Genomic DNA, 20,103 nt, shown 5'->3' on the forward strand with positions numbered 1-20,103 from the left:
TTTAGCGGCACAAAAGAGCCTTCATCTCTTTTATGTCGAACTCACGTTAATTAAGTAAACTTTTTAAGCTAGTTAAATGGGATTTAGCCAAAGCTTTAGATCGCTCTTCGTTGCGTTCACCTTTTCCAAACCATTCTAAACTATCCTTTGGTAATTCATCTAGGAAGCGACTCGGCAGGCATTCTTGTACTTCGCCGCCGCGACGCCGTTGCTTAGCCAACGTTAAACAAAGACCCTTTTGTGCACGCGTAATGCCCACATAAGCTAAACGTCTTTCTTCTTCAATTTGATCTTCATCAATACTCACTCGATGCGGTAGTAAATCTTCTTCCATACCTACTAAATAAACGAAAGGAAATTCTAACCCTTTTGCTGCATGTAAGGTCATAAGTTGTACACTATCTTCATTAGCCTCGCCGGATTGTTCTAAAATATCAATTAAGATAAGTTTATTAATTACATCACTTAAAGTTTGCGTAGCATCCTTTTCTAATAAACGCCCTACCCAATCGAGTAATTCCCAGATATTTTCCATACTCCGTTGCGCTCTGGCTGGCGAATTGCACTGTTCATAAAGGTAAGCTTCATAACCGCTTTCCTCGACCATTTCGCGTAATATCTCGACAGAATTAGCATGATTAGCTAGACGCTCTTTAATTCTTAACACCCATCGCTTAAAGCTTTCTAATGCTAAACGTGGCTTCTCAGCAATCCGATCGGCCAAAGCCATGTGATCAGCACATTGAAATAGACTAAGTTGCCTTAATTGTGCATACTGGCCTAAAGCCGTTAGGCTCGCATCACCAATACCTCGCTTAGGCGTATTAACGGCTCTTAAAAATCCAGCATCATCTGCTTCATTGCATATTAGCCTTAAATAAGCGAAAATATCTTTAACTTCTGCACGAGCAAACCAAGATTGGCCACCACTAATACGATAAGCAATACTATGATGACGCAAGACTTTTTCAAAAACACGAGATTGATGGTTACCACGATATAAGATCGCATATTCCCCATATTTTTTTCCTAGCTGTAATTTATGGCTAATCATATCCATAACCACTTGTTCAGCCTCATCTTGTTCATCTTTACAGCATAGAACGCGTAATAATTCACCTTGACCTAGTTGGCTCCATAATTTTTTTTCAAATAAATGAGCATTATTGGCAATTAACGTATTTGCAACATGCAGAATCTGGCTAGTTGAACGATAATTTTGCTCTAACATAATTACTTTTAACTGCGAATAATCTTTTTTCAACTGAGCTAAATTCTCAGGCCTTGCTCCGCGCCAGGCATAGATTGATTGATCATCATCACCTACAACTGTAAAACGAGCGCGAACACCGGTTAATAATTTAATAAATAAATACTGGCTGGTATTAGAATCTTGATATTCATCAACTAATAAATGTCGTACTTTATTTTGCCAGTATTCGCGAATTTTGACATCTTGATTAAGAAGCTGAACAGGAATTTTAATTAAGTCATCAAAGTCAACTGCATTATAAGCCTTAAGTGCTTCCTGATATTGCTCATAAACTAATAAGGCATCATCAAAAACAGGACTCGTCTTTGGCTGTGTATGGCAATCCTTAGGCATTAATAAATCATTTTTCCATCTAGAAATTTGTTGTTGCACTTGTGCTAAATAATCTCGATCTTGTGCACGTCCAACCGGTAGGTAATTTTTTAATAACTGTTGACTGTCTTCACTATCAAAGATAGAAAAGCCAGTACGTAAATTACACTGTTCTAAATGCTTTTTGATAATTTTTAAACCAAGAGTATGAAAAGTTGCTATATTTAAACCACGACGTTTAGGCGCATTAATCGTCGTTGCTATTCGACTGCGCATTTCTTCAGCAGCTTTATTGGTAAATGTTATGGCATAAATGGATGCTGCACTGTAACCACATTGTTCTATTAAATAAGCAATTTTTTGAGTAATTACTCGTGTTTTACCACTCCCTGCACCCGCTATAACGAGTAAGGGCCCATCAATATATTTCACTGCTGCCATTTGGCGAGAATTAAGCATTAATACATCCTAGATAAACTTAATTTTATTTACTTATAGTGTCAGTTAAAAAGCCTAAATATTTTGCAAGTTATTATAGCGAGCTAAACTCTAATAGAAATATAAAAGATTTAACACTATGAATAGTAGTAAAGATTTAAGGCTGATGTAACTGTACTGCAGATTAAAGCCATGTATTATTAAATAACTTTGCTAAATTATACACATTCAGCATTAAATAAGCATATGTTAGAATAGTTGATTTTGATTTTACTTAAATGGGGAATAACCATGGATAGTCTACAACGTTTTATGTTCGAACACGCCAGTATTCGTGGGGAAATTGCCCATTTAGACCATACTTACACGACTATTATTAACCAAAGATCTTATCCACCTATGATAAAAAATGTCTTAGGTGAGGCATTAGTATCCTGTTTGTTAATGATAGGAAGTATCAAATTTGAAGGTGAACTAAGCTTGCAATTCCAAGGCGACAAACGTTTACCGCTTCTATTAATTCAATGCGATCATCAGTTACATTTACGAGGATTTGCGAAGTTTCAACCTGATTTAACAACTGAAGAATATGCTGCTGCTTTTTTAGAGGGGAAAATGGTACTTACCATCAATCCTTATAATCAGACTCAGTCTTATCAAAGTATTTTACCTATTCAAAGTACCTCAATGGCTGAAAATTTAATGTATTATTATGCCCAATCTGAGCAAATACCAAGTCGCGTATGGCTGGCAAGTGATGATACAAAAGTTGCCGGTCTCTTATTACAATTAATGCCAGGACAAAGTTCAGAGCAGCGCGAACACTTTTGGGAATATGCAGTACATATTGGCCAAACAATAAGTGAGCCAGAGTTACTTAGTCTTGATAATGAAACGCTTTTATATCGTTTATATCACGAAACTGATATTCGAGTTTTTGACAACAAAATGGTCACGTTTAAGTGTCGCTGCAATCCTGACAAGATGAAACAAGTATTAAATGTTCTAGGTGAAAAGGATATTAAAGAATTACTGGCTGAAAAAGGTAAAATTGATGTTACTTGTGATTTTTGTAATCAACACTATAGCTTTGACTCAATTGACATTACAATGCTATTTCACAAAGGTAATTAAATTTTTAACTACATTACTGCAATGACAGTTTAGTTGCAGAAATAATGCCGGGATCTATTTCACTAAACTTTAAGTATTCACCACGCATAGCTTGTAATACTTGTTGTAATGTAGCAAATTGGGCACTAAGTTGGAAAAATAGTTCTGCCGTTTCAGGCGTATGTAGCTCTCCAACACTAAGATAAGCAATTTGCCCTATATTAGAAAAATAATTTAAATTAAGCTTACGGCGTTCAGCGATACCGGGAAATAAGCCACAAAAAAGTAAGCTTTTATCCCCAACGTCCCTTAATAAATCGGCTTGTCTACGACCTGTTGTTTGCATTGATTCTAAAAAGTCTAACGCAATCACTGATTCTATCAATCTAGGTCCTTGCGAGAAGCGCATTAGCAAGAAAACTAAATAACTTTCAGTATTTTCATTAAGAATTAAGCGAGTAGATGCTTGAGCTTCATTAACTAAGGCATACCATTGACTAGTCTCGGTAGGATGTAGAATCAACTTATCCATGACTAACTCCTTTTCTTACTTCTTATACACAGTTTAGCAAATAACATACCAATGTGAGCTAATTTGGATAAAATCCTTTACTCAACTAAATTGATACTGCAAAACTTATTAAGTGAGAATAGGCCCGCTTTTTAAAAGCAGGCCAATAGAGGTTAACTTTTACTTAAGACTAACCAGGAGTAGAAGTTGAAGTCGGATCTGCTTCTGGAGCTAACTCTTGATCCTCTTCACATTTGTGGGATTTATGGTTAAAAAGCCGAGTAGTAGAATTCACAATATATTTTAGCTCATCAAAGTGAGCGCCATCCATAAAAATCTCTTGGGCAGGATGTAAGTTTGTTGGATCAGCTATACGTTTAGAATCCCCTACTGCTAAAAAAGCATAAGTAGGCTGTAGAAGGAGAATTTCTCTTAATTCCTTACTAATTTCTTTTAAATGGGCAATAGCTCGTTTGTAATTCTTAGCTAAGTCATCTGGTTTGAGCCAAGTAACTGGACTATTATTGCTTTCATAAGCTTGTCTGTATTCACCTAGAGTAATAACAAAATTCATTTGTTCCTGCTCTAGTGTAGAAATTGCTTTATTTATTTTTATAGCTAAAGCACATAAGGGATCTGTATCATCTATCATTAGAGCTTTACTAATTTTTTCTAGAGCCATTGGGCCTTTTACTCCAAAAACTGGATAGTAAGATTGCTCCCATCCTCCATCTCTTTGAAGATTAAGGCTCGGAATTCTTGTATTAAAAGCGTCTTCAGCTAATTGGATTAATTTCTCTTTACGTGAGGGCATTTGTTACTCCTAAGATTAATTTAGGATATTATAACGCACAATTGTTAATAAATTATTAAATTAGATAAAATTTTGAACATTTTTATTGGTCTATTAGCGTTTTTTTAATAAATTCGAGGTGAAGTTTTTAAGCTTTATAGCTTAGAACCAGGATAAAGATTTAGTTATCTGTATTTATAAATTTAGTAAACAAGCCAGTCTTTAAGGATCGTGATAACTGTTGAGTATTTATAGGTAAGACAAAATTTCTAACTACCACACGCCAAAATGATTGATAAATATGGTTAAAGTAGATGATTAGCCTCAGTAGGAAAACAGATAAATAAAATAACCTAATACCTTTCATTTTAAATTAGCGAAAGAGTAGGCTGAGAATCTTCTAAGGTTTTGGCTTCGGAATTCTTAAAAAAGCGTGAGCCTAGGCGCTCTCTTCTCATCAATTCTGTATGAATATTTTTACAGCCAAAAATGGTTTGTATTAATTCTGTATGAATTTCTTTTAACTGAGCAATAGCTTGTTTATACTTCTTCTCTAATTTATCTGGATCAGGATAATAAATCGGTTTAGCAGCCTTAAGATAGACTTGTCTGTATTCACTCAAGTTGTTTTCGAATCGTTGTTGATTTTTCTCTAATGAATTGATTGCACTCATTATCTTATCTTTTAACTTAAATAACGGCTCCATGTCATCTTTCACTAAGGCCTTGGCAACCGTCGTTGGTAACTTTTCAGCGTACAATACACCAAAAACCATACCTTCATTTACGCTCCAACTGTGATCTACTTTGCCAAGATTTACAGAATGTATATTAATAACAGATTCAACTAACTTCATAAGTTTTTCAATGCGTAATTGCATTAACAACTCCTATTGACTAATTAAAGCCCATTATAACTAATAATTGTTAAGATTATATTAAATTTGATTATTTTTTATACAAAGCGAGGATTCTAACTTGTAATACTGATATTAGATGAGCAGATGTTAAATTTTTTTTACAATTTTTTCTGATAAAAATGGCTTGCTATTATGAAGTTAGCTTGCTTAAACTTTAAGAGTTGCAAACTTTATCACCTATAGCTATAAGTAATTCAAAATGTTACTACTTAGAGAAGCTTTGTAAAAAAGTCTGTTTCTACTAAGTGCTTCAATGGTTGATTACCTATAGGCACAGCAAAATTTCTGACGATAGCGCGCCAAAAAGGCTGATATAAATATTGCTGCAGTGGATGATCGCCAGTAGAAGGAAAACATGGACCATGATTGGCCTCAAGTAGCCAAACTTTATTTTGCTCATCAACCATAAAATCGACACCAAACAAAGCAAATGTAGGTTTTTTATGAAGCTTAAAGGCGTTCGGATAGTTTCTTTGTAGTCCCAAAATTACCTCTTCTAAGATTACTTTTATTTGAGAATAGAGGTCGGGAAAGAAAGTAAACTGATCGGTTGGAATCTGAATGACATTGGGATCATTGCCATACAAATGTTCATTAGTTAAATGGGCGTTAAGATTAACAATATTGTTTGGATTATAAGGTTGCCTAGCTACATTAAAATAGCCATGCGGATAAAGATAAGCCCCAGCATAATTAGTAAGTACCATAAATTGCCGGATACTGTATTTGCGTTGATCTCTAAGCAACTGCGGATTAGAAATATAATACTGCAACACATGTTCACCACCTAAACGATTAGTGCTCAAGAAGTGTTGCTCTAAATCACTTAATTTATTAAATAATTTGATAGATTGCCCATTATTTAATAAAGCCGGTTTTAAAATCCAAATTAAATTGTTTACCTCATTAAGTAACTGGTTATTTTTAAAATAAAATTTTTGGGCAATTTGATTTAATATTACTGGCCAATTATAATCATTAATACCATAAGTTAATGGCATGACCCCTGGACAGTGTTGATTAACCAAGTCGGCTAATAAATGTTTATATTCAAGGCATTGGGCAGCAGGCTCGTTAAACGCTAAATTATCAGTACTAAATTTAGCGAGACCGCGCCAACTACTTTCTCTCCACCCTAATTCTTTTAAATAAAGGCTTAAATTAAAATAAGTTGGTGAGCTATTTTTCTTTAAATAAAAAGTATTACGTTTTAAACCCACACCTTACCTAGTGATTTTATAGATTCTACTAATTATGTTGTAACTTATTTAGCAATTTTGCAAATGAGCCAGGCAAATGAGATGCTATTAAACCAGCTAGTAAGCTCCAAAAAGCAGCATTAACTCCCAATAAACTAATACCTGAAGCCGCAACAAGAAAAGTAATTAAAGCAGAGTCACGGTGCATATCATCCTCAACAGCTGCTTTAAGGTTAGAACCTAAGGTACTTAGTAAAGCAAGGCCTGCAAGGGCTGCCATTAATTCCTTAGGGAGCGCTGCAAGTAGGGCTAATAAAGTGGCGCCACAAAGCGCAATTAATAAATAAAAAAAGCCAGCCCAAATTGTAGAATAATAGCGAAGAGCTGGATCTTTATGAGCTTCTTCATTAGCACACATAGCGGCTGTTAATGCAGCTAAATTTACAGAAAAGCCGCCAAAGGGGGCCACTAATAAATTAGCCACACCAACCCAACTTATTATTGCTGAAATAGGCGGTTGATACCCTGCTACTTTCAAAACTGAAAAGCCAGGTAGATTTTGTGAAGTCATGGTAACAATAGCAAGAGGAAAACCAATACTTGCTAAGACTGCCCAAGAAAACTCTGGCTTAATGAAAATCGGATAAGCAAGTTCTAAATGGAGAGCAGCCGTGTTGATTAACCCTTCGCTAGCGGCAATAATCATGCCTGCGGCCATAACCATTAAAATTACCACACGGGGAAAGAACTGTTTACCAAGCAAATAAATAAAAATCATACCTAATACTAATAGCGCTTGCCCTTGTACAGCCATAAATAAGCCAAGGCCAAAATGCAATAAGATGCCAGCTAACATAGCACTTGCTATTGAATTAGGAATAAAACGCATGATTTTAGTTACAGAGCCACTTAAGCCAGCAAAAATTGTCAATATGGCTGAAAAAATGAATGCGCCAATAGCTTGATTAAGTGGAATACCTGGTAAACTTGCGATTAGAAAAGCCGCGCCTGGTGTTGACCAAGCAGTTAAGATAGGGATGCGATAGTAGAGAGATAAACCAATACAAGTGCAGGCAACGCCTATACACAGACTAAAAATCCACGAGTTTAACTCTGCTGTAGATGTACCAGCAGCAGCGGCGGCTTGTAAAATAATAACAGCGGTACTACTAAAGCCAATTATTACTGACATAAATCCAGCCATCATTTGACTTAAAGGAAAATTGCTTGCCATGGTGGAATTCCTGTATGGTAAAGCGCGCTGAGTTAAAAGATTTTGTCACCTTCTCACAAGGCAAGAATTTATTCTTATATAATTCTTGTCCTTCCTGCGGAAAGCACGCTACTGCCCGAGTAAAGCAAAGGTAGGTTGGGCTAAGCATAGCGCAGCCCAACAGTTGCAGTTATAAGGCGTTTGGCTATTCACAATTTGTTGGGCTGCACTTCATTTAGCCCAACCTACTCTGCTCAAAAGCGAGAATTTCTTATAGGATATGGATACCTATTGATTCACGGAGCCTCACTGCCACAATAATGACAATTAATCATTAATTAGGCTTCGTGAAGCTTTCTTTCTTAACTTAGTCCTACTACTATATGCTCTCTGTGCGTTATAACGCACAATAGCGCTAAGCATACCATTGTGCGTTATAACGCACAATGGTTAATAGGAGAATAAATGGATCATTTAACACGCTTTATTGGTTCACGTTTACGTCTTTTAAGACAGCAAAAGGGCTGGAGCTTAGATAAAACTGCAGAGATGACGGCAGTTAGCAAAGCCATGTTAGGCCAAATAGAACGTTTTGAATCTTCCCCAACCGTGGCAACCTTATGGAAAATCGCTAGTGGCTTTCGGGTCTCATTTTCTTCCTTTTTAAAGGAAAATCTAGATGCCCAAAATACTAATTTTATACATACTAAACCTCGTTTAATTAATCATCATCAAGAAAAACTTTATTTAACACCTCTTATTCCATTTGATGAGCAGCTAAATTTTGAAGTATTTGAAATTGAATTATTATCAGGGTGTAAACAATTATCATCCGCCCATGCTAAAGGTGTAATTGAACATATTATTGTCGTTAGCGGCGAGATTGATATACTTATTAAGGAAAAATGGCAACCTTTAAAGGCCGGCGATAGTTTACGCTTTAATGCCGATGTTCTGCATGGGTATCGTAATCTAAATCCAAAACCTGCCATTTTTCATAATGTTATTCATTATCCTCACGAAAAAAATTATAAAATCTAAATATTGACCCAAAATAGTTTAGAAATTGTAAAGATTGGGCATTAATAAACTTAAAAAGATGAATTATGCTATGATTTAGTAAAGATTTAATGACTTTATTTTAGGAATTATTGTTATGTCTGATTTAGAAGATACTCAAAGCACTAATGCGCCTGTAACTATGACGCCCTCTACCGTAGGAAATGGAGGTAATGTCCCTACACCAACGCCCAAAAAGGATGATAAGGGAGCGGCTGGTCCAGACGCAAAAAATTTTACTACGCCTCAGTCTGAACCTAAACCAACAAATCCAACAGTAGCCCCTAAAAAAAAGGATCAAGACAAAGATGATAATAATGAGTGGATCGCCGGTACTAATAGAAACCACAAAGATATATTTGCTTTTAGAAAAGAGTTTCAAGAAAACGGGGGTTGGCGCGCAGTTGGAGCCGGCATTTTAAACGGAGCTAATGAAATTAAAGACGGCGCGGTACTGAAAGCGCAAGATGCTAAAGAAGGTGTTAAAAATATACACTCAACAATTAAACAAACATTGAATGAAATTAACGACGGCGCCATACCGAAGGCTTTTAATGAGATGAGTAATGCTTTTAAACAAGGCCTTGATACAAATTTTGGCCTTAAGCCTATGTCTAAAGATTCAACAAAAGAGACACCAGCGTCAACTTTAGACAATGTGAGTATGAATGATAAAACCACTACAAAAAACCCAGGTGTTGATCAAGCTGATCCTGGGGTCGATTTGGATAACGCAGTGGAAAACAAAATGTAACTACTAGCCTATAAGATTGCTTTAGCTATATTCATGGTATTTACTATTATTCCCATGTTATAATGATTAATTAATAAGCATTAATATAATTACCTTATCCTATTCTATTCCACTTAATATGAAATAGCTTAATAGGCGACTTCCTATTACAAGTGGGTTAGAATCGCATCATTTTTAAATACAAGGCCCTTTATGATTGAAATGATTCGTAATATCGCTATCATTGCCCACGTTGATCATGGTAAAACCACCTTGGTTGACAAGTTACTGCAACAAACAGGAACCCTTAATGAACGAGCACCCCGCGTTGAGCGCATTATGGATTCTAACGCTTTAGAAAAAGAACGCGGTATTACTATTTTAGCTAAAAACACGTGTGTTTATTGGCAAAATTATCAGATTAATATTGTTGACACCCCAGGGCATGCTGATTTTGGTGGTGAAGTAGAGCGCATCTTATCTATGGTTGATAGTGTTTTACTGTTAGTTGACGCTGTTGACGGACCTATGCCACAAACTCGTTTCGTCACGCAAAAAGCCTTTGCCCGTGGCTTAAATCCGATTGTGGTCATTAATAAAATTGATAGACCGGGTGCAAGGCCACATTGGGTCATGGATCAAGTTTTTGATCTTTTTGACAATTTAGGTGCTAATGACACTCAACTTGATTTTCCTGTAGTTTATACTTCAGCTTTAAATGGCTATGCCAAGCTCGATTTAAATGATGAAGCGACCGATATGTCTGCCTTATTACAGACAATCGTTGATAAAGTGAAATCCCCTGATGTTGATGAAGATGGTCCTTTTCAAATGCAAATTAGCTCACTAGACTATTCTTCTTATGTGGGTACCATTGGCATAGGGCGTGTTACCCGCGGTCACATTAAAGCTAAATCACCGATTAAAATTATTGATAAAGATGGTCAAATTCGCAGCGGTCGATTATTACAGTTGTTAGGTTTCAAAGGCCTTGAACGTATTGAAATTGAAGAAGCAAGTGCTGGTGATATTGTTGCTGTAACCGGTATTGAGCAACTTAATATTTCCGATACCTTGTGTGATCCTAATCAGGTAGAAGCGCTTCCTCCTTTGTTAGTTGATGAACCTACGATTAGCATGACATTTCAAGTGAATGATTCTCCTTTTGCCGGCCAAGAAGGCAAATTTGTTACCAGTCGCAAGATAAGAGAACGTTTAGAGACTGAATTGTTACATAATGTTGCTTTACAGGTTGAAGATACAGCTGATCCTGATAAATTTCGAGTTTCAGGCCGCGGTGAACTTCATTTATCTATTTTAATTGAAACCATGCGCCGGGAAGGTTATGAATTAGCGATTTCTAAACCTGAAGTAATTATGCGGGAAGAAAATGGGGAAAATTTAGAGCCTTATGAACGGTTAACCATTGATGTCGAGGAAGCTCATCAAGGTGCTATTATGGAAAAGTTAGGCGAACGACGTGGTGAGCTACAAAATATGCTCCCCGATGGCAAAGGTCGGGTTCGACTGGATTATGTGATTCCGACGCGAGGTTTAATTGGCTTTCATACCGAGTTTCTTTCCAGCACATCAGGCACAGGACTTATGTATCACGTATATGATCATTATGGGCCCGCATTTAAAGGTCGATTAGGCAAACGTAATAACGGCGTGTTAATTGCCAATTGCCAAGGAATGGCCCGTGGTTTTGCTCTCTTTAACTTACAAGAACGGGGGCGCTTATTTATTGAGCCACAAACTATGTGTTATGCCGGTATGATTGTCGGTATTCATGCTCGAGATAATGATTTAGTTGTTAATGTAACTAAAGAAAAACAATTAACCAATATGCGTGCCTCAGGAACTGATGAAAATATTATCCTTACACCGCCTATTAAGCTATCTTTAGAGCAAGCACTTGAGTTTATAGATGATGATGAATTAGTAGAAGTAACTCCCCAAACTATTCGGTTACGAAAAAAAGAATTAGATGAAACAGCTAGAAAACGTACATCACGAGCTAATGCGGATAATTAAAAGCTAATCACTATGAAACCTAAATTTGAGCGTGTTATTCTTTATGCAAGGCAGCATCGGGCAACTCAGGAGATTGAGGAGACGCTACAACGTCTTAGTCATTTTTTAAACGCCCAAAAAATCGAAGTATTTATAGATAGTGATACTGCTAAATTTGCTACTAACCTACCCATCATACCCCATGAGCAAATTGGACAAACAAAAGATTTAATTGTGGTTGTAGGTGGGGATGGTAGTTTATTATCCGCAGCACGCATGGCTATTTTAGTCGATGTACCAGTAATAGGAATTAATCGTGGTCGTTTAGGTTTTTTAACTGATATCTCACCTACTGATATTGAAAAACAATTAGATGCTGTTTTACACGGGCATTACTTAGAAGAAAAACGCTTTTTGTTAAGTGCAAAAATTCATGACAAAACAAAAACTTATTTTCATGGCAATGCCTTAAATGATGTCGTATTAGGACGGGGTAGTGATACGCACTTAATTGAATTTGATGTGTATATTGATAGCCAATTTGTGAGTCACTATCGTTCAGACGGGATGATCCTTGCAACCCCTACTGGCTCAACTGCTTACTCGTTATCCGCAGGTGGTCCTATTATGCATCCACAATTAAATGCCATTGTTTTAGTGCCTATGTTTTGCCACAGTTTAAGCTCTCGACCTTTAGTCATTGATGCTCATTCCATTATTGATCTTGTTATTAGCGAGCATAATGAAGTTGACTTGCGAATTAGCTGTGATGGGCATGAATCAAGAATGGTTAAACCTGGGCAACAGGTTTGTATTGAACAAAATAAACAAAAGCTTCGCTTATTGCATCCATGTGATTATCATTATTATGATACGCTAAGAATCAAACTTGGCTGGGAATCAAAGCATCAAGGATAAGCTATGCTCACTGCTTTACGTATTGAAAACTTTGCTATCGTTAAATTGCTTGAACTTGATTTTACAAGAGGGATGAGTGCGTTCACTGGTGAAACAGGTGCAGGGAAATCCATTATGATTGATGCGCTACTATTAGCCTTAGGTGGTAGGGCAGATGCATCAGTCGTTCGATACGGTGAAGAAAAATGTGATATTCATGCCACTTTTCAAATTGATAATGCAAGTGAGCCAGCGAATTGGTTAACCAAACATGATCTTAATCATGAGGATGGAGAGGTTTATTTAAGACGCGTTATTTATAGCGAAGGACGCTCCCGTTCTTATATTAATGGCCAACCTTTTCCCTTGCAGAAAATTAAAGAACTAAGTGAAATGTTAGTACATATTCATGGCCAGCATCAACATCAAACATTAATGCTACATCAAACTCACCGTGAGCAGCTAGATCGTTTCGCAAATCATGATAAGCTTGTAGACGATGTATATTACCTTTATAGGCAATGTCAGAAAATAAAAAATGAAATTGATACACTAAAAACACATGAAAACTCTAAAGATAGAATTGAGCTTTTACAATTTCAAATTGATGAGTTAAGTAACCTTGCTCTGCAAGAAAACGAAATTAAACAATTAAATGAAGAGCATCAATTATTGCATCGAGCGCAAGATTATATTCATTATACCCAACAAATTTCTCAGTTATTAAACGCAGATAATGAACCTTGTATTCACCAGCAACTTAATCTAGTTTTACACTTGCTTCAGGATTTACCTCACGAACAAACTAATATTAAAAATGCATTAGAGTTAATTAATAGCGCTTTGATACAGTGTGAAGAAGCATTAGATGAAATTCAACATTTTGGTGAACGTATACAGCTTGATCCTGAGCGTTTACAAGAAATAGAAAATCGCTTAAGTGTTATCCACCATATGGCTCGTAAATACCATGTAGGACCCGAACAAATTATTCATCACCTGACGGGTTTACAGGAAGAACTACAAGCTTATCAAGATGCAAAAGAAAAAATTATACTTTTAGAGCAGCAGTACCAAAATCAATTACAAGCTTATGAAAAAGACGCTCTTAAACTCCACAATTCAAGAGTTATTCATGCAGAAAAATTGGCCAATGAAATAAGTAAAATTATAAAGCAACTAGGAATGCCCAAAGGTAAAGTATCTATCGAAATTACTAGCCTTGATAAAATGCAGCCTTATGGCCTTGATAAAGTAGAATATAAAGTTTGTACTAATCCTGGTATGGCGCCAGATTCATTAAATAAAATTGCCTCAGGCGGCGAGCTCTCTCGTATTAGCTTAGCTATTCAAATGATTACTGCACAGCGAGGTGCAACACCCACATTAATTTTTGACGAAGTCGATGTCGGGATAGGAGGTGCAACAGCCGCATTAGTAGGTCAACTTCTACGCCAACTGGGCGAACGGCTACAAGTATTTTGTGTCACACATCAACCGCAGGTTGCCGCAGCTGCTCATTATCATTTTGTGGTAGAAAAATTTAGTGATAATCAGCAGACGTATTCCCATATTGTTGCTCTATCTGAAAAAGATAAGGTGGATGAAATTGCCCGTATGTTGGGCGGTTTAACAATTACTGAGCAAACGCGTAATCATGCTGAAGAGCTTTTGTTAAGTAGTAAAAAGAGTAATAAAGTAGTAGAAAATACTCGTTTGCCATAATATTTATAAGTCTTCCTGTGGGTCAGTTTTATTGTTGGTCAAGGCCCAATCTACTTTTTAAACATATAATCGATTGCTTATAACTAAGAGCCCCCCTTATTAAAGCTTCAAGTTAATTTAAAGTCGGGCCTTAGCCCGACGAATTTCCTACAATAGATTATTTATACTGCAGAGCCGGACCGTCGAAGCTCCATGTTAACCTCGCAACAAAACCATTGTCCTTGACTCGGGAAGCAAATTGTCCGAAATAGGAAATATTTAAATGCACATCATTTGCAAGTCGTGCTATATCAATGCCTGCATCTAAAAGAAGCGCATTGCGAGCAAGTGGCGTGCCACCAATTAAAAATGGTAAGCTACCTGATGCAAAATTAAGTGTGGCTTGGGGCGTTAAACTATTGTAAGCATGACGCCAGCCTAAGAAAATGCGTTGATTAAGTGCATAGGTATCTGTTACATATAATACGCCTTTTTCCCTAATACCTAATGTTGTATAGGTCATGTCTTGAGAAGCTTGTCGAGCTCGTAGACTTGCTGCGCCACCGTGCTCCTTAAACCTATCTGAACTAACATCAATATAAGCAATATTAACAAGCGGCTTTATAGAAAAACGGTTTACTTGTAAATCATAGCCAAGCTCACCAAATACTTGCGCTGTATTAGCATTATAGTTATTCGTTAAATAATCATTAAAATAGGGGAAGCTAACGCTACGATTAGTATTAATATCATGCCAGCTATAAGCTGCGCCCACATGGGCAATAAATCGATTATAAAAAGCATTGGCGTAAAGGCCTATATGACCATTATTACTTTCACTAAATGAATTTCTTCGATCAACATCAAAATTTGATCGACTATAGCCACCCACAAGTCCTACCCGCCCTATTACACCGACTTCTTGATCTGCACCTATAAAAAAGCCCTGTGTAGAACGATCTAATTCACTAGCATTGTAATTACCATCTAATTTACCCCAAGTGCCAAAACCATGTGCCCAAAAAATAAGGCCGGTAATGGTTTTTACGTGTGGCAGGAAATTCGCTTGATCATCTAAACGCATAGAAATAGCGTCACGTATATAACGACTTTCTTCAAGTAAAGCACCTAACGTAGAAGGATATATTTCTCCACTTAAATTATTTAATGTAGTTTTAATCAAGGGCACATTATCTAAATTTAAAAAACCATTATAGAGAGGGTTACCCGCGCCTAAGCTTTCAACGCCAGTTGCCGTAGCAATTTCATTTAGGGTAGTACCAAAGAAAGCAAAGGATCTGTCATTACGAGCAACATCTAAATAAACATTACTAGCATCGTAATTAAGAATTAAATTTAAGAAAGGTAGATTCTGTAGTAAGTTATTATAAGTTCCATTAACGCCGCCTCCCGCAGTTAAAATGGTATAGCGAGTACCTGCTGCATAAAGCCCTGACTCTTTTAGCACATATACGTTTGCGCCCGGTAATAAATTGGCCGTACCGGTTACATTAATTAAGTCAGATTGACCAGCGGTGTTGATTTCTACTTCATAAACGGAACCAGTAGTTTGCGTGTAATTACCAGCTACAGTTAATACACCAATAGAGTAGTTACCAGGTGCAATAATACCATTCACTTCAGTTGTACCTACTGTGCCTGTGCCTCCTAAACGGCCATTTGTGCCTATTGTCACTTGACTACTAAGCACACCATTAACTATTAAACTACCAGCCTCTATTGAAACATTGCCACCATAATTTGTAGAAGCCCCTGTTAAAATCAAACTCCCTAGGCCTTGCTTGGTAAAACCTTCTGTACCTACAAACTCACCAGCAAAAAAGCTAGTATTGACCTGATTAATAATTAAATGAGTTGCGCCTACATTGACTGTACTACCTGCAACGCCTGATAATAACTGAATCACACGATTATCATTTGCATTTGTAATATCAAATACGGTATTTGTATTAACTAAATTAATCCCGCTACTACTAGCTACATCACCCGCTAATTCTAAAGCTAAAGTACCTTCGGCGATAATTGTTGGACCTGTATATGTGTTTACTGCTGATGAGATTAATGCGCCTGGACCTGTTTTAATAAGGCTACCGCTACCATTAATAGTATTATTTATATTGAGATTAGCTAATGTGTTAAAAGTACCACCAGCAGCCGCTAAGGTAACCAGGCGATCCATCATAACGGACGATGTTGTTTGTAAAATACCACCATTTAAGGTTAGTAAACCTGCAGCATTGCCTAATTGTGCATCGTCAGAAATACTTAATATACCTTGGTTAATAGTCCATGGTGTAACAATACTGGGATCAGGCAACGAGCCAATCAAAGTCCAAGTACTATCCCCTGTTTTTTCATAATTAGTAAAATTTAAATATTGGCCACCGGTACTTAATAAGCCTACGTCAAAGGTAGCACTACCTGATCCACCTAAAGCCAATACATCATCGCCACAATCACATCCAATAACTAACCCAGAAATAGAGAAACCAGGCTGCAATTCAAGGCGATTTACACCCCCCAAAAAAACGATAGCCGGTGCTCTAAATAATTCATTACCAATATGATCGCCTACAAATCCGCCTTCTATAGTTCCGCGATTAATGATATTAAGATTGCCACCCATAATAGCAACGCCACCTGCACCAGCGAAACCCGATGCAGAGGTAGGAGATGAACCGCCCACACCACCATTACCACCACTAATCATACCAGCGTTAACTAAAACACCCCCACCAATAGCTTCAATCCCTACTCCTCCTTCTCCACCATTACCTGGTGTAGCATCTTGAGAAGCAACATCGCCCCCACTGCCTCCAGCCCCACCACTAATAAGACCATTATTGATAATATGATTGTTTTCAATAAACAATAAACCAAAACCACCAGAGCCGCCATTACCCGCTATACTTGCAGCACCTAAGCTCTCTCCACCGTCTCCACCATTACCGCCAATAATATTACCTATATTATTAAGTTGAGAGCTAGTAAACGCAAAAATGTCTATACCATCTCCGCCGCTACCTCCATTGCCAGCTGAATTAGTAATACCGCCACTATCGCCACCACCTATACCACCTAAGCCACCATTGCCACCTATAATATTGCTGATATTAGTTAAATTAACTGCTTCGTTAAATAGCATCCCGGTACCACCGCCACCACCGCCGCCACCCCCACCTAACGAAGAACCACCATTACCGCCATTTCCGCCAATATTATTAAATGAATTAGTTGCATTGCTAATAACTGTATTAAAAACAACAGCAGTACCACCACCGCCACCGCCGCCACCACCAGCGTCAAGGGAAGCGTTACCCCCATTACCACCGTTACCGCCAGTATTTTCACCAATTTCTACGGGAGAAAATAAAAATGTTTGACCAACACCACCGCCACCACCACCGCCGCCAGCACCACTAGTATTGCTACCCCCCCCACCACCACCGCCAGTACCTTGTCCAGTCAAAAAATTAGTACTACTACCGCCACCGCCGCCCCCACCGCCAGAAATATTACTTCCACCATTACCACCTTTAAAAGCGCCTAAACCGCCCTCTCCACTAGCTATAAAACCGCTGCCTCCCTCACCACCATCGATACCCCCTGCACCATCAAAATTTAATCCCCCCCCGTTACCACCTTGTGTTCCAGGCGGCGTCCCAGTGCCTGCAATACCACTATTGCCTGGATTAACGCCAATCCCATTACCGCCATTACCACCATTCCCACCGGTAGCAAAAGACGTCTCTGCTTCTTCTGTAATTACATTAACAATAAATTGATTATTAGCTAAAAGATCCGACTGCTTTATTAAATTTAAAAAATCGATTTCTACGTTAGCAAATGTGCATTGAGAAAAAAAACTACTTGCTATTAGGGATGCAATGATTGTTTTTTTAGATTTAAAAATTTTATTATCTTGATTTATCGAGACAGCTTTATTATTTTTCATGATAGCCTCACATCAAACAGATAGAAAATCATTGTAGAAAGATTAAAAACTAAAAAGCAAGCTTAAGAATATTAACTTCATTTAGCTACTGTTAGTTAAGTAACGTGAATTCGACATAAACTATATTTGCTATAGCTTATGTCGAATTTAGTTATGTTTAATCTGGATCCCGTATAAATGCTTGGTATTTTACGGGATAACGTTCGTTTAGCGACATAAAAGAGCCTTTGTCTCTTTTATGTTGAACTCACGTTAATTAAGGTAATTTTATGCAAAAAATTATGGTTGGATTGGGAATTATTTTCATAATTTTAGGCTTAGCATGGCCTTTAATTAAAAAATTAGGTATAGGCAGGTTACCTGGCGATATCCTTATAAAAAAAGGTAATTTTACTTTCTATTTTCCAATTACCACCTCAATTGTCATTAGTTTAGTTATTATGATTATTTTATGGCTGATAAATCGCTAAGTGTTAAAATTTATACTTTTGCGCTGCCAAATGGATCATTTTTATAAATTTTTAATCCCAAAATCACCATTGCTATGATATAGATAATGTTTATACCAATATAGCAAATGATTGCGCCTAAAAGGTCTAACCAGCTAATAAAAATAATGCAAGCCACAAATTGAAAAAGTAATAGGCTAAGTGTTAACTTAGCTCCAATTTCACTGCCTCTATGAGAGTATTGAATCATTTTTGATAAAGGCATTGTAATTGAATAAGTTAAGATATTTATTAAACATGCGTAAGTGTACGGTAATGCATTCATGAAATGAGATTGGTACAGTAATAAAATTTGTTTAGCAAACAAACCTATTATTAGCATCACTATTAAAGCAATCCCAACACAAATTAATAAGTATTTTTGAATCACCTTTTTAAGCGCTTCGCGGCTTTGAGCAAAAGAAGCAGAAATATCCGGTCCAATTAATATACCGATTGGAGCGATAGCAATAGCAGCAATGGCAATAATAGAAGTAACAGCTGCAAATAAGCCAACTGAGCCTTCCTCATTACTTAACCACTCAATGACTATCAATGGAATTACAGTAAAGACATAGCGATTTAAGTTTTGAATCGTATAACCATACATCTTCTCCTTCCACTCTATACTGGTATTTGCTAATTCAGGTTTAAATGAGTGAATATTTGAGCGCTTATAAAGAAAGGAAACGATTACTAAGATTAATAGATAACTTAAAATAAATCCTATTAACATAATATGAGGGAAATAGTGCTTATTATCATGAAGGAGGGCTGGATAGAGATAAAAATAAATGATTAAACTTAAAATAAAATAAAAAATAGTCTGCAGTAAGCTTAATAAAATTGCTGTACGCATATAGTTAATGGCTCGAAAATACTGCATTGAGATGGTATATAAAGATAAAGCAACTGTACCCCAAAGAAATAAATATAATGGGTGGCCTATATCGAATAGGGTTATATTTTTAAGAGCAGTGGCTAAAGCAATAAGGGTAACTGCGCCAATACATCCTAATACCATAACCCACAAATAAAGGGGCTTTAGAAAATGTGAAACGTCCTCTGTTAGACGCACTATCGTGCTATATTTACTTTGCACATAATACTTAGGAACGTAGTAAGCAATAATTGAGTCAATCCCTAAAGTAATCAGGGTCGCAATTAAAAAGAGCGAACTTGTTGCTACAGCGTAATCACCAAACAAAGCTTCACCAGCATGCCTGGCAACCAGCATGTTAATAATGAACAGCATAAGCTGATCAGCGATAATAATGATTAGATTTAAAGCAAAATCCATGTGTTAAATTCATTAATAAATTCTATTAAAACTATTTTAATTTTAGAAATAAATGCCTAGACTTGATTTGTTACTATTTAATTAGATTTTTAAGGCCTCACTTAAGTGTAGATTAAATTTATCAAGTCTGACTAATATAGTATCACCTACTAAGTTTT

The 20,103-nt window shown here is 36.8% G+C and carries 15 protein-coding genes; 7 read left to right on the plus strand and 8 right to left on the minus strand.

The genetic code is table 11. The features are described from left to right. Window positions 1-46 precede the first annotated feature (46 nt). Window positions 47-2,044 carry a UvrD-helicase domain-containing protein gene (locus DYH30_RS14490; protein ID WP_115332328.1) on the minus strand — a complete coding sequence of 666 codons (1,998 nt, stop codon included), beginning with the start codon at window positions 2,042-2,044 and terminating at the stop codon, window positions 47-49. A 270-nt stretch (window positions 2,045-2,314) separates the two neighbouring features. Here DYH30_RS14490 and hslO point away from each other — a divergent pair, with 270 nt between their 5' ends. Further along, a complete protein-coding gene (gene hslO / locus DYH30_RS14495) occupies window positions 2,315-3,157 on the plus strand; it encodes an Hsp33 family molecular chaperone HslO (protein WP_115332329.1) in 843 nt (280 codons plus the stop codon). Window positions 3,158-3,170: 13 nt separating this feature from the next. On the opposite strand, the gene DYH30_RS14500 is transcribed toward hslO, so the two are convergent. The 5 genes from DYH30_RS14500 to DYH30_RS14520 form a co-directional block, all read right to left on the minus strand. Then, window positions 3,171-3,668 carry a hypothetical protein gene (locus DYH30_RS14500; protein ID WP_115332330.1) on the minus strand — a complete coding sequence of 166 codons (498 nt, stop codon included), beginning with the start codon at window positions 3,666-3,668 and terminating at the stop codon, window positions 3,171-3,173. 169 nt (window positions 3,669-3,837) lie between these two features. After that, window positions 3,838-4,461, minus strand: a complete 624-nt coding sequence (locus tag DYH30_RS14505) for a hypothetical protein (RefSeq protein ID WP_115332331.1) — start codon at window positions 4,459-4,461, stop codon at window positions 3,838-3,840. Window positions 4,462-4,808: 347 nt separating this feature from the next. Further along, window positions 4,809-5,321 (minus strand): hypothetical protein, encoded by a 513-nt coding sequence (locus DYH30_RS14510; protein ID WP_115332332.1) that lies wholly within the window; start codon window positions 5,319-5,321, stop codon window positions 4,809-4,811. Window positions 5,322-5,569: 248 nt separating this feature from the next. After that, complete coding sequence (locus DYH30_RS14515; RefSeq protein ID WP_115332333.1) at window positions 5,570-6,580, minus strand: ATP-grasp domain-containing protein; 1,011 nt, start codon at window positions 6,578-6,580, stop codon at window positions 5,570-5,572. A gap of 28 nt (window positions 6,581-6,608) precedes the next feature. Next, window positions 6,609-7,793: a benzoate/H(+) symporter BenE family transporter gene (locus DYH30_RS14520; RefSeq protein ID WP_115332334.1), complete on the minus strand. Its 1,185-nt coding sequence runs from the start codon at window positions 7,791-7,793 to the stop codon at window positions 6,609-6,611. Between the two features lie 444 nt (window positions 7,794-8,237). Here DYH30_RS14520 and DYH30_RS14525 point away from each other — a divergent pair, with 444 nt between their 5' ends. From DYH30_RS14525 to recN, 5 genes are all read left to right on the plus strand, one after another. After that, a complete protein-coding gene (locus DYH30_RS14525) occupies window positions 8,238-8,813 on the plus strand; it encodes a helix-turn-helix domain-containing protein (protein ID WP_115332335.1) in 576 nt (191 codons plus the stop codon). A 115-nt stretch (window positions 8,814-8,928) separates the two neighbouring features. Further along, window positions 8,929-9,585, plus strand: a complete 657-nt coding sequence (locus DYH30_RS14530; protein ID WP_115332336.1) for a hypothetical protein — start codon at window positions 8,929-8,931, stop codon at window positions 9,583-9,585. 192 nt (window positions 9,586-9,777) lie between these two features. Continuing rightward, window positions 9,778-11,601: a translational GTPase TypA gene (gene typA, locus DYH30_RS14535; RefSeq protein WP_115332337.1), complete on the plus strand. Its 1,824-nt coding sequence runs from the start codon at window positions 9,778-9,780 to the stop codon at window positions 11,599-11,601. A 12-nt stretch (window positions 11,602-11,613) separates the two neighbouring features. Then, a complete protein-coding gene (locus tag DYH30_RS14540; RefSeq protein ID WP_115332338.1) occupies window positions 11,614-12,498 on the plus strand; it encodes an NAD(+) kinase in 885 nt (294 codons plus the stop codon). Window positions 12,499-12,501: 3 nt separating this feature from the next. Continuing rightward, window positions 12,502-14,202 (plus strand): DNA repair protein RecN, encoded by a 1,701-nt coding sequence (gene recN, locus DYH30_RS14545; protein ID WP_115332339.1) that lies wholly within the window; start codon window positions 12,502-12,504, stop codon window positions 14,200-14,202. A 157-nt stretch (window positions 14,203-14,359) separates the two neighbouring features. Here the strand turns inward: recN and DYH30_RS18590 are convergent, their stop codons facing one another. Beyond that, window positions 14,360-18,157, minus strand: coding sequence for an autotransporter outer membrane beta-barrel domain-containing protein (locus DYH30_RS18590; RefSeq protein ID WP_160116220.1), 3,798 nt, complete (start codon window positions 18,155-18,157; stop codon window positions 14,360-14,362). Window positions 18,158-18,426: 269 nt separating this feature from the next. Between DYH30_RS18590 and DYH30_RS14560 the strand changes: the two genes are divergently transcribed. Continuing rightward, a complete protein-coding gene (locus tag DYH30_RS14560; protein WP_115332341.1) occupies window positions 18,427-18,627 on the plus strand; it encodes a DUF2905 domain-containing protein in 201 nt (66 codons plus the stop codon). 10 nt (window positions 18,628-18,637) lie between these two features. On the opposite strand, the gene DYH30_RS14565 is transcribed toward DYH30_RS14560, so the two are convergent. Further along, complete coding sequence (locus DYH30_RS14565; RefSeq protein WP_115332342.1) at window positions 18,638-19,945, minus strand: lipopolysaccharide biosynthesis protein; 1,308 nt, start codon at window positions 19,943-19,945, stop codon at window positions 18,638-18,640. Between the last annotated feature and the right edge of the window lie 158 nt (window positions 19,946-20,103).

It is taken from the genome of Legionella busanensis (genome assembly GCF_900461525.1).
In the GTDB taxonomy this organism is placed as follows: Bacteria; Pseudomonadota; Gammaproteobacteria; order Legionellales; family Legionellaceae; genus Legionella_C; species Legionella_C busanensis.

Excerpts from the sequence above, each read along its gene's own strand:
- hslO (WP_115332329.1), top strand. The coding sequence starts at position 2,315 with ATGGATAGTCTACAACGTTTTATGTTCGAACACGCCAGTATTCGTGGG.
- typA (WP_115332337.1), top strand. The coding sequence starts at position 9,778 with ATGATTGAAATGATTCGTAATATCGCTATCATTGCCCACGTTGATCAT.
- DYH30_RS14530 (WP_115332336.1), top strand. The coding sequence starts at position 8,929 with ATGTCTGATTTAGAAGATACTCAAAGCACTAATGCGCCTGTAACTATG.
- DYH30_RS14505 (WP_115332331.1), bottom strand. The coding sequence starts at position 4,461 with ATGCCCTCACGTAAAGAGAAATTAATCCAATTAGCTGAAGACGCTTTT.
- DYH30_RS14525 (WP_115332335.1), top strand. The coding sequence starts at position 8,238 with ATGGATCATTTAACACGCTTTATTGGTTCACGTTTACGTCTTTTAAGA.
- DYH30_RS14560 (WP_115332341.1), top strand. The coding sequence starts at position 18,427 with ATGCAAAAAATTATGGTTGGATTGGGAATTATTTTCATAATTTTAGGC.
- DYH30_RS14520 (WP_115332334.1), bottom strand. The coding sequence starts at position 7,793 with ATGGCAAGCAATTTTCCTTTAAGTCAAATGATGGCTGGATTTATGTCA.
- DYH30_RS14510 (WP_115332332.1), bottom strand. The coding sequence starts at position 5,321 with ATGCAATTACGCATTGAAAAACTTATGAAGTTAGTTGAATCTGTTATT.
- DYH30_RS14565 (WP_115332342.1), bottom strand. The coding sequence starts at position 19,945 with ATGGATTTTGCTTTAAATCTAATCATTATTATCGCTGATCAGCTTATG.
- DYH30_RS14500 (WP_115332330.1), bottom strand. The coding sequence starts at position 3,668 with ATGGATAAGTTGATTCTACATCCTACCGAGACTAGTCAATGGTATGCC.
- DYH30_RS14540 (WP_115332338.1), top strand. The coding sequence starts at position 11,614 with ATGAAACCTAAATTTGAGCGTGTTATTCTTTATGCAAGGCAGCATCGG.
- DYH30_RS18590 (WP_160116220.1), bottom strand. The coding sequence starts at position 18,157 with ATGAAAAATAATAAAGCTGTCTCGATAAATCAAGATAATAAAATTTTT.
- recN (WP_115332339.1), top strand. The coding sequence starts at position 12,502 with ATGCTCACTGCTTTACGTATTGAAAACTTTGCTATCGTTAAATTGCTT.
- DYH30_RS14490 (WP_115332328.1), bottom strand. The coding sequence starts at position 2,044 with ATGCTTAATTCTCGCCAAATGGCAGCAGTGAAATATATTGATGGGCCC.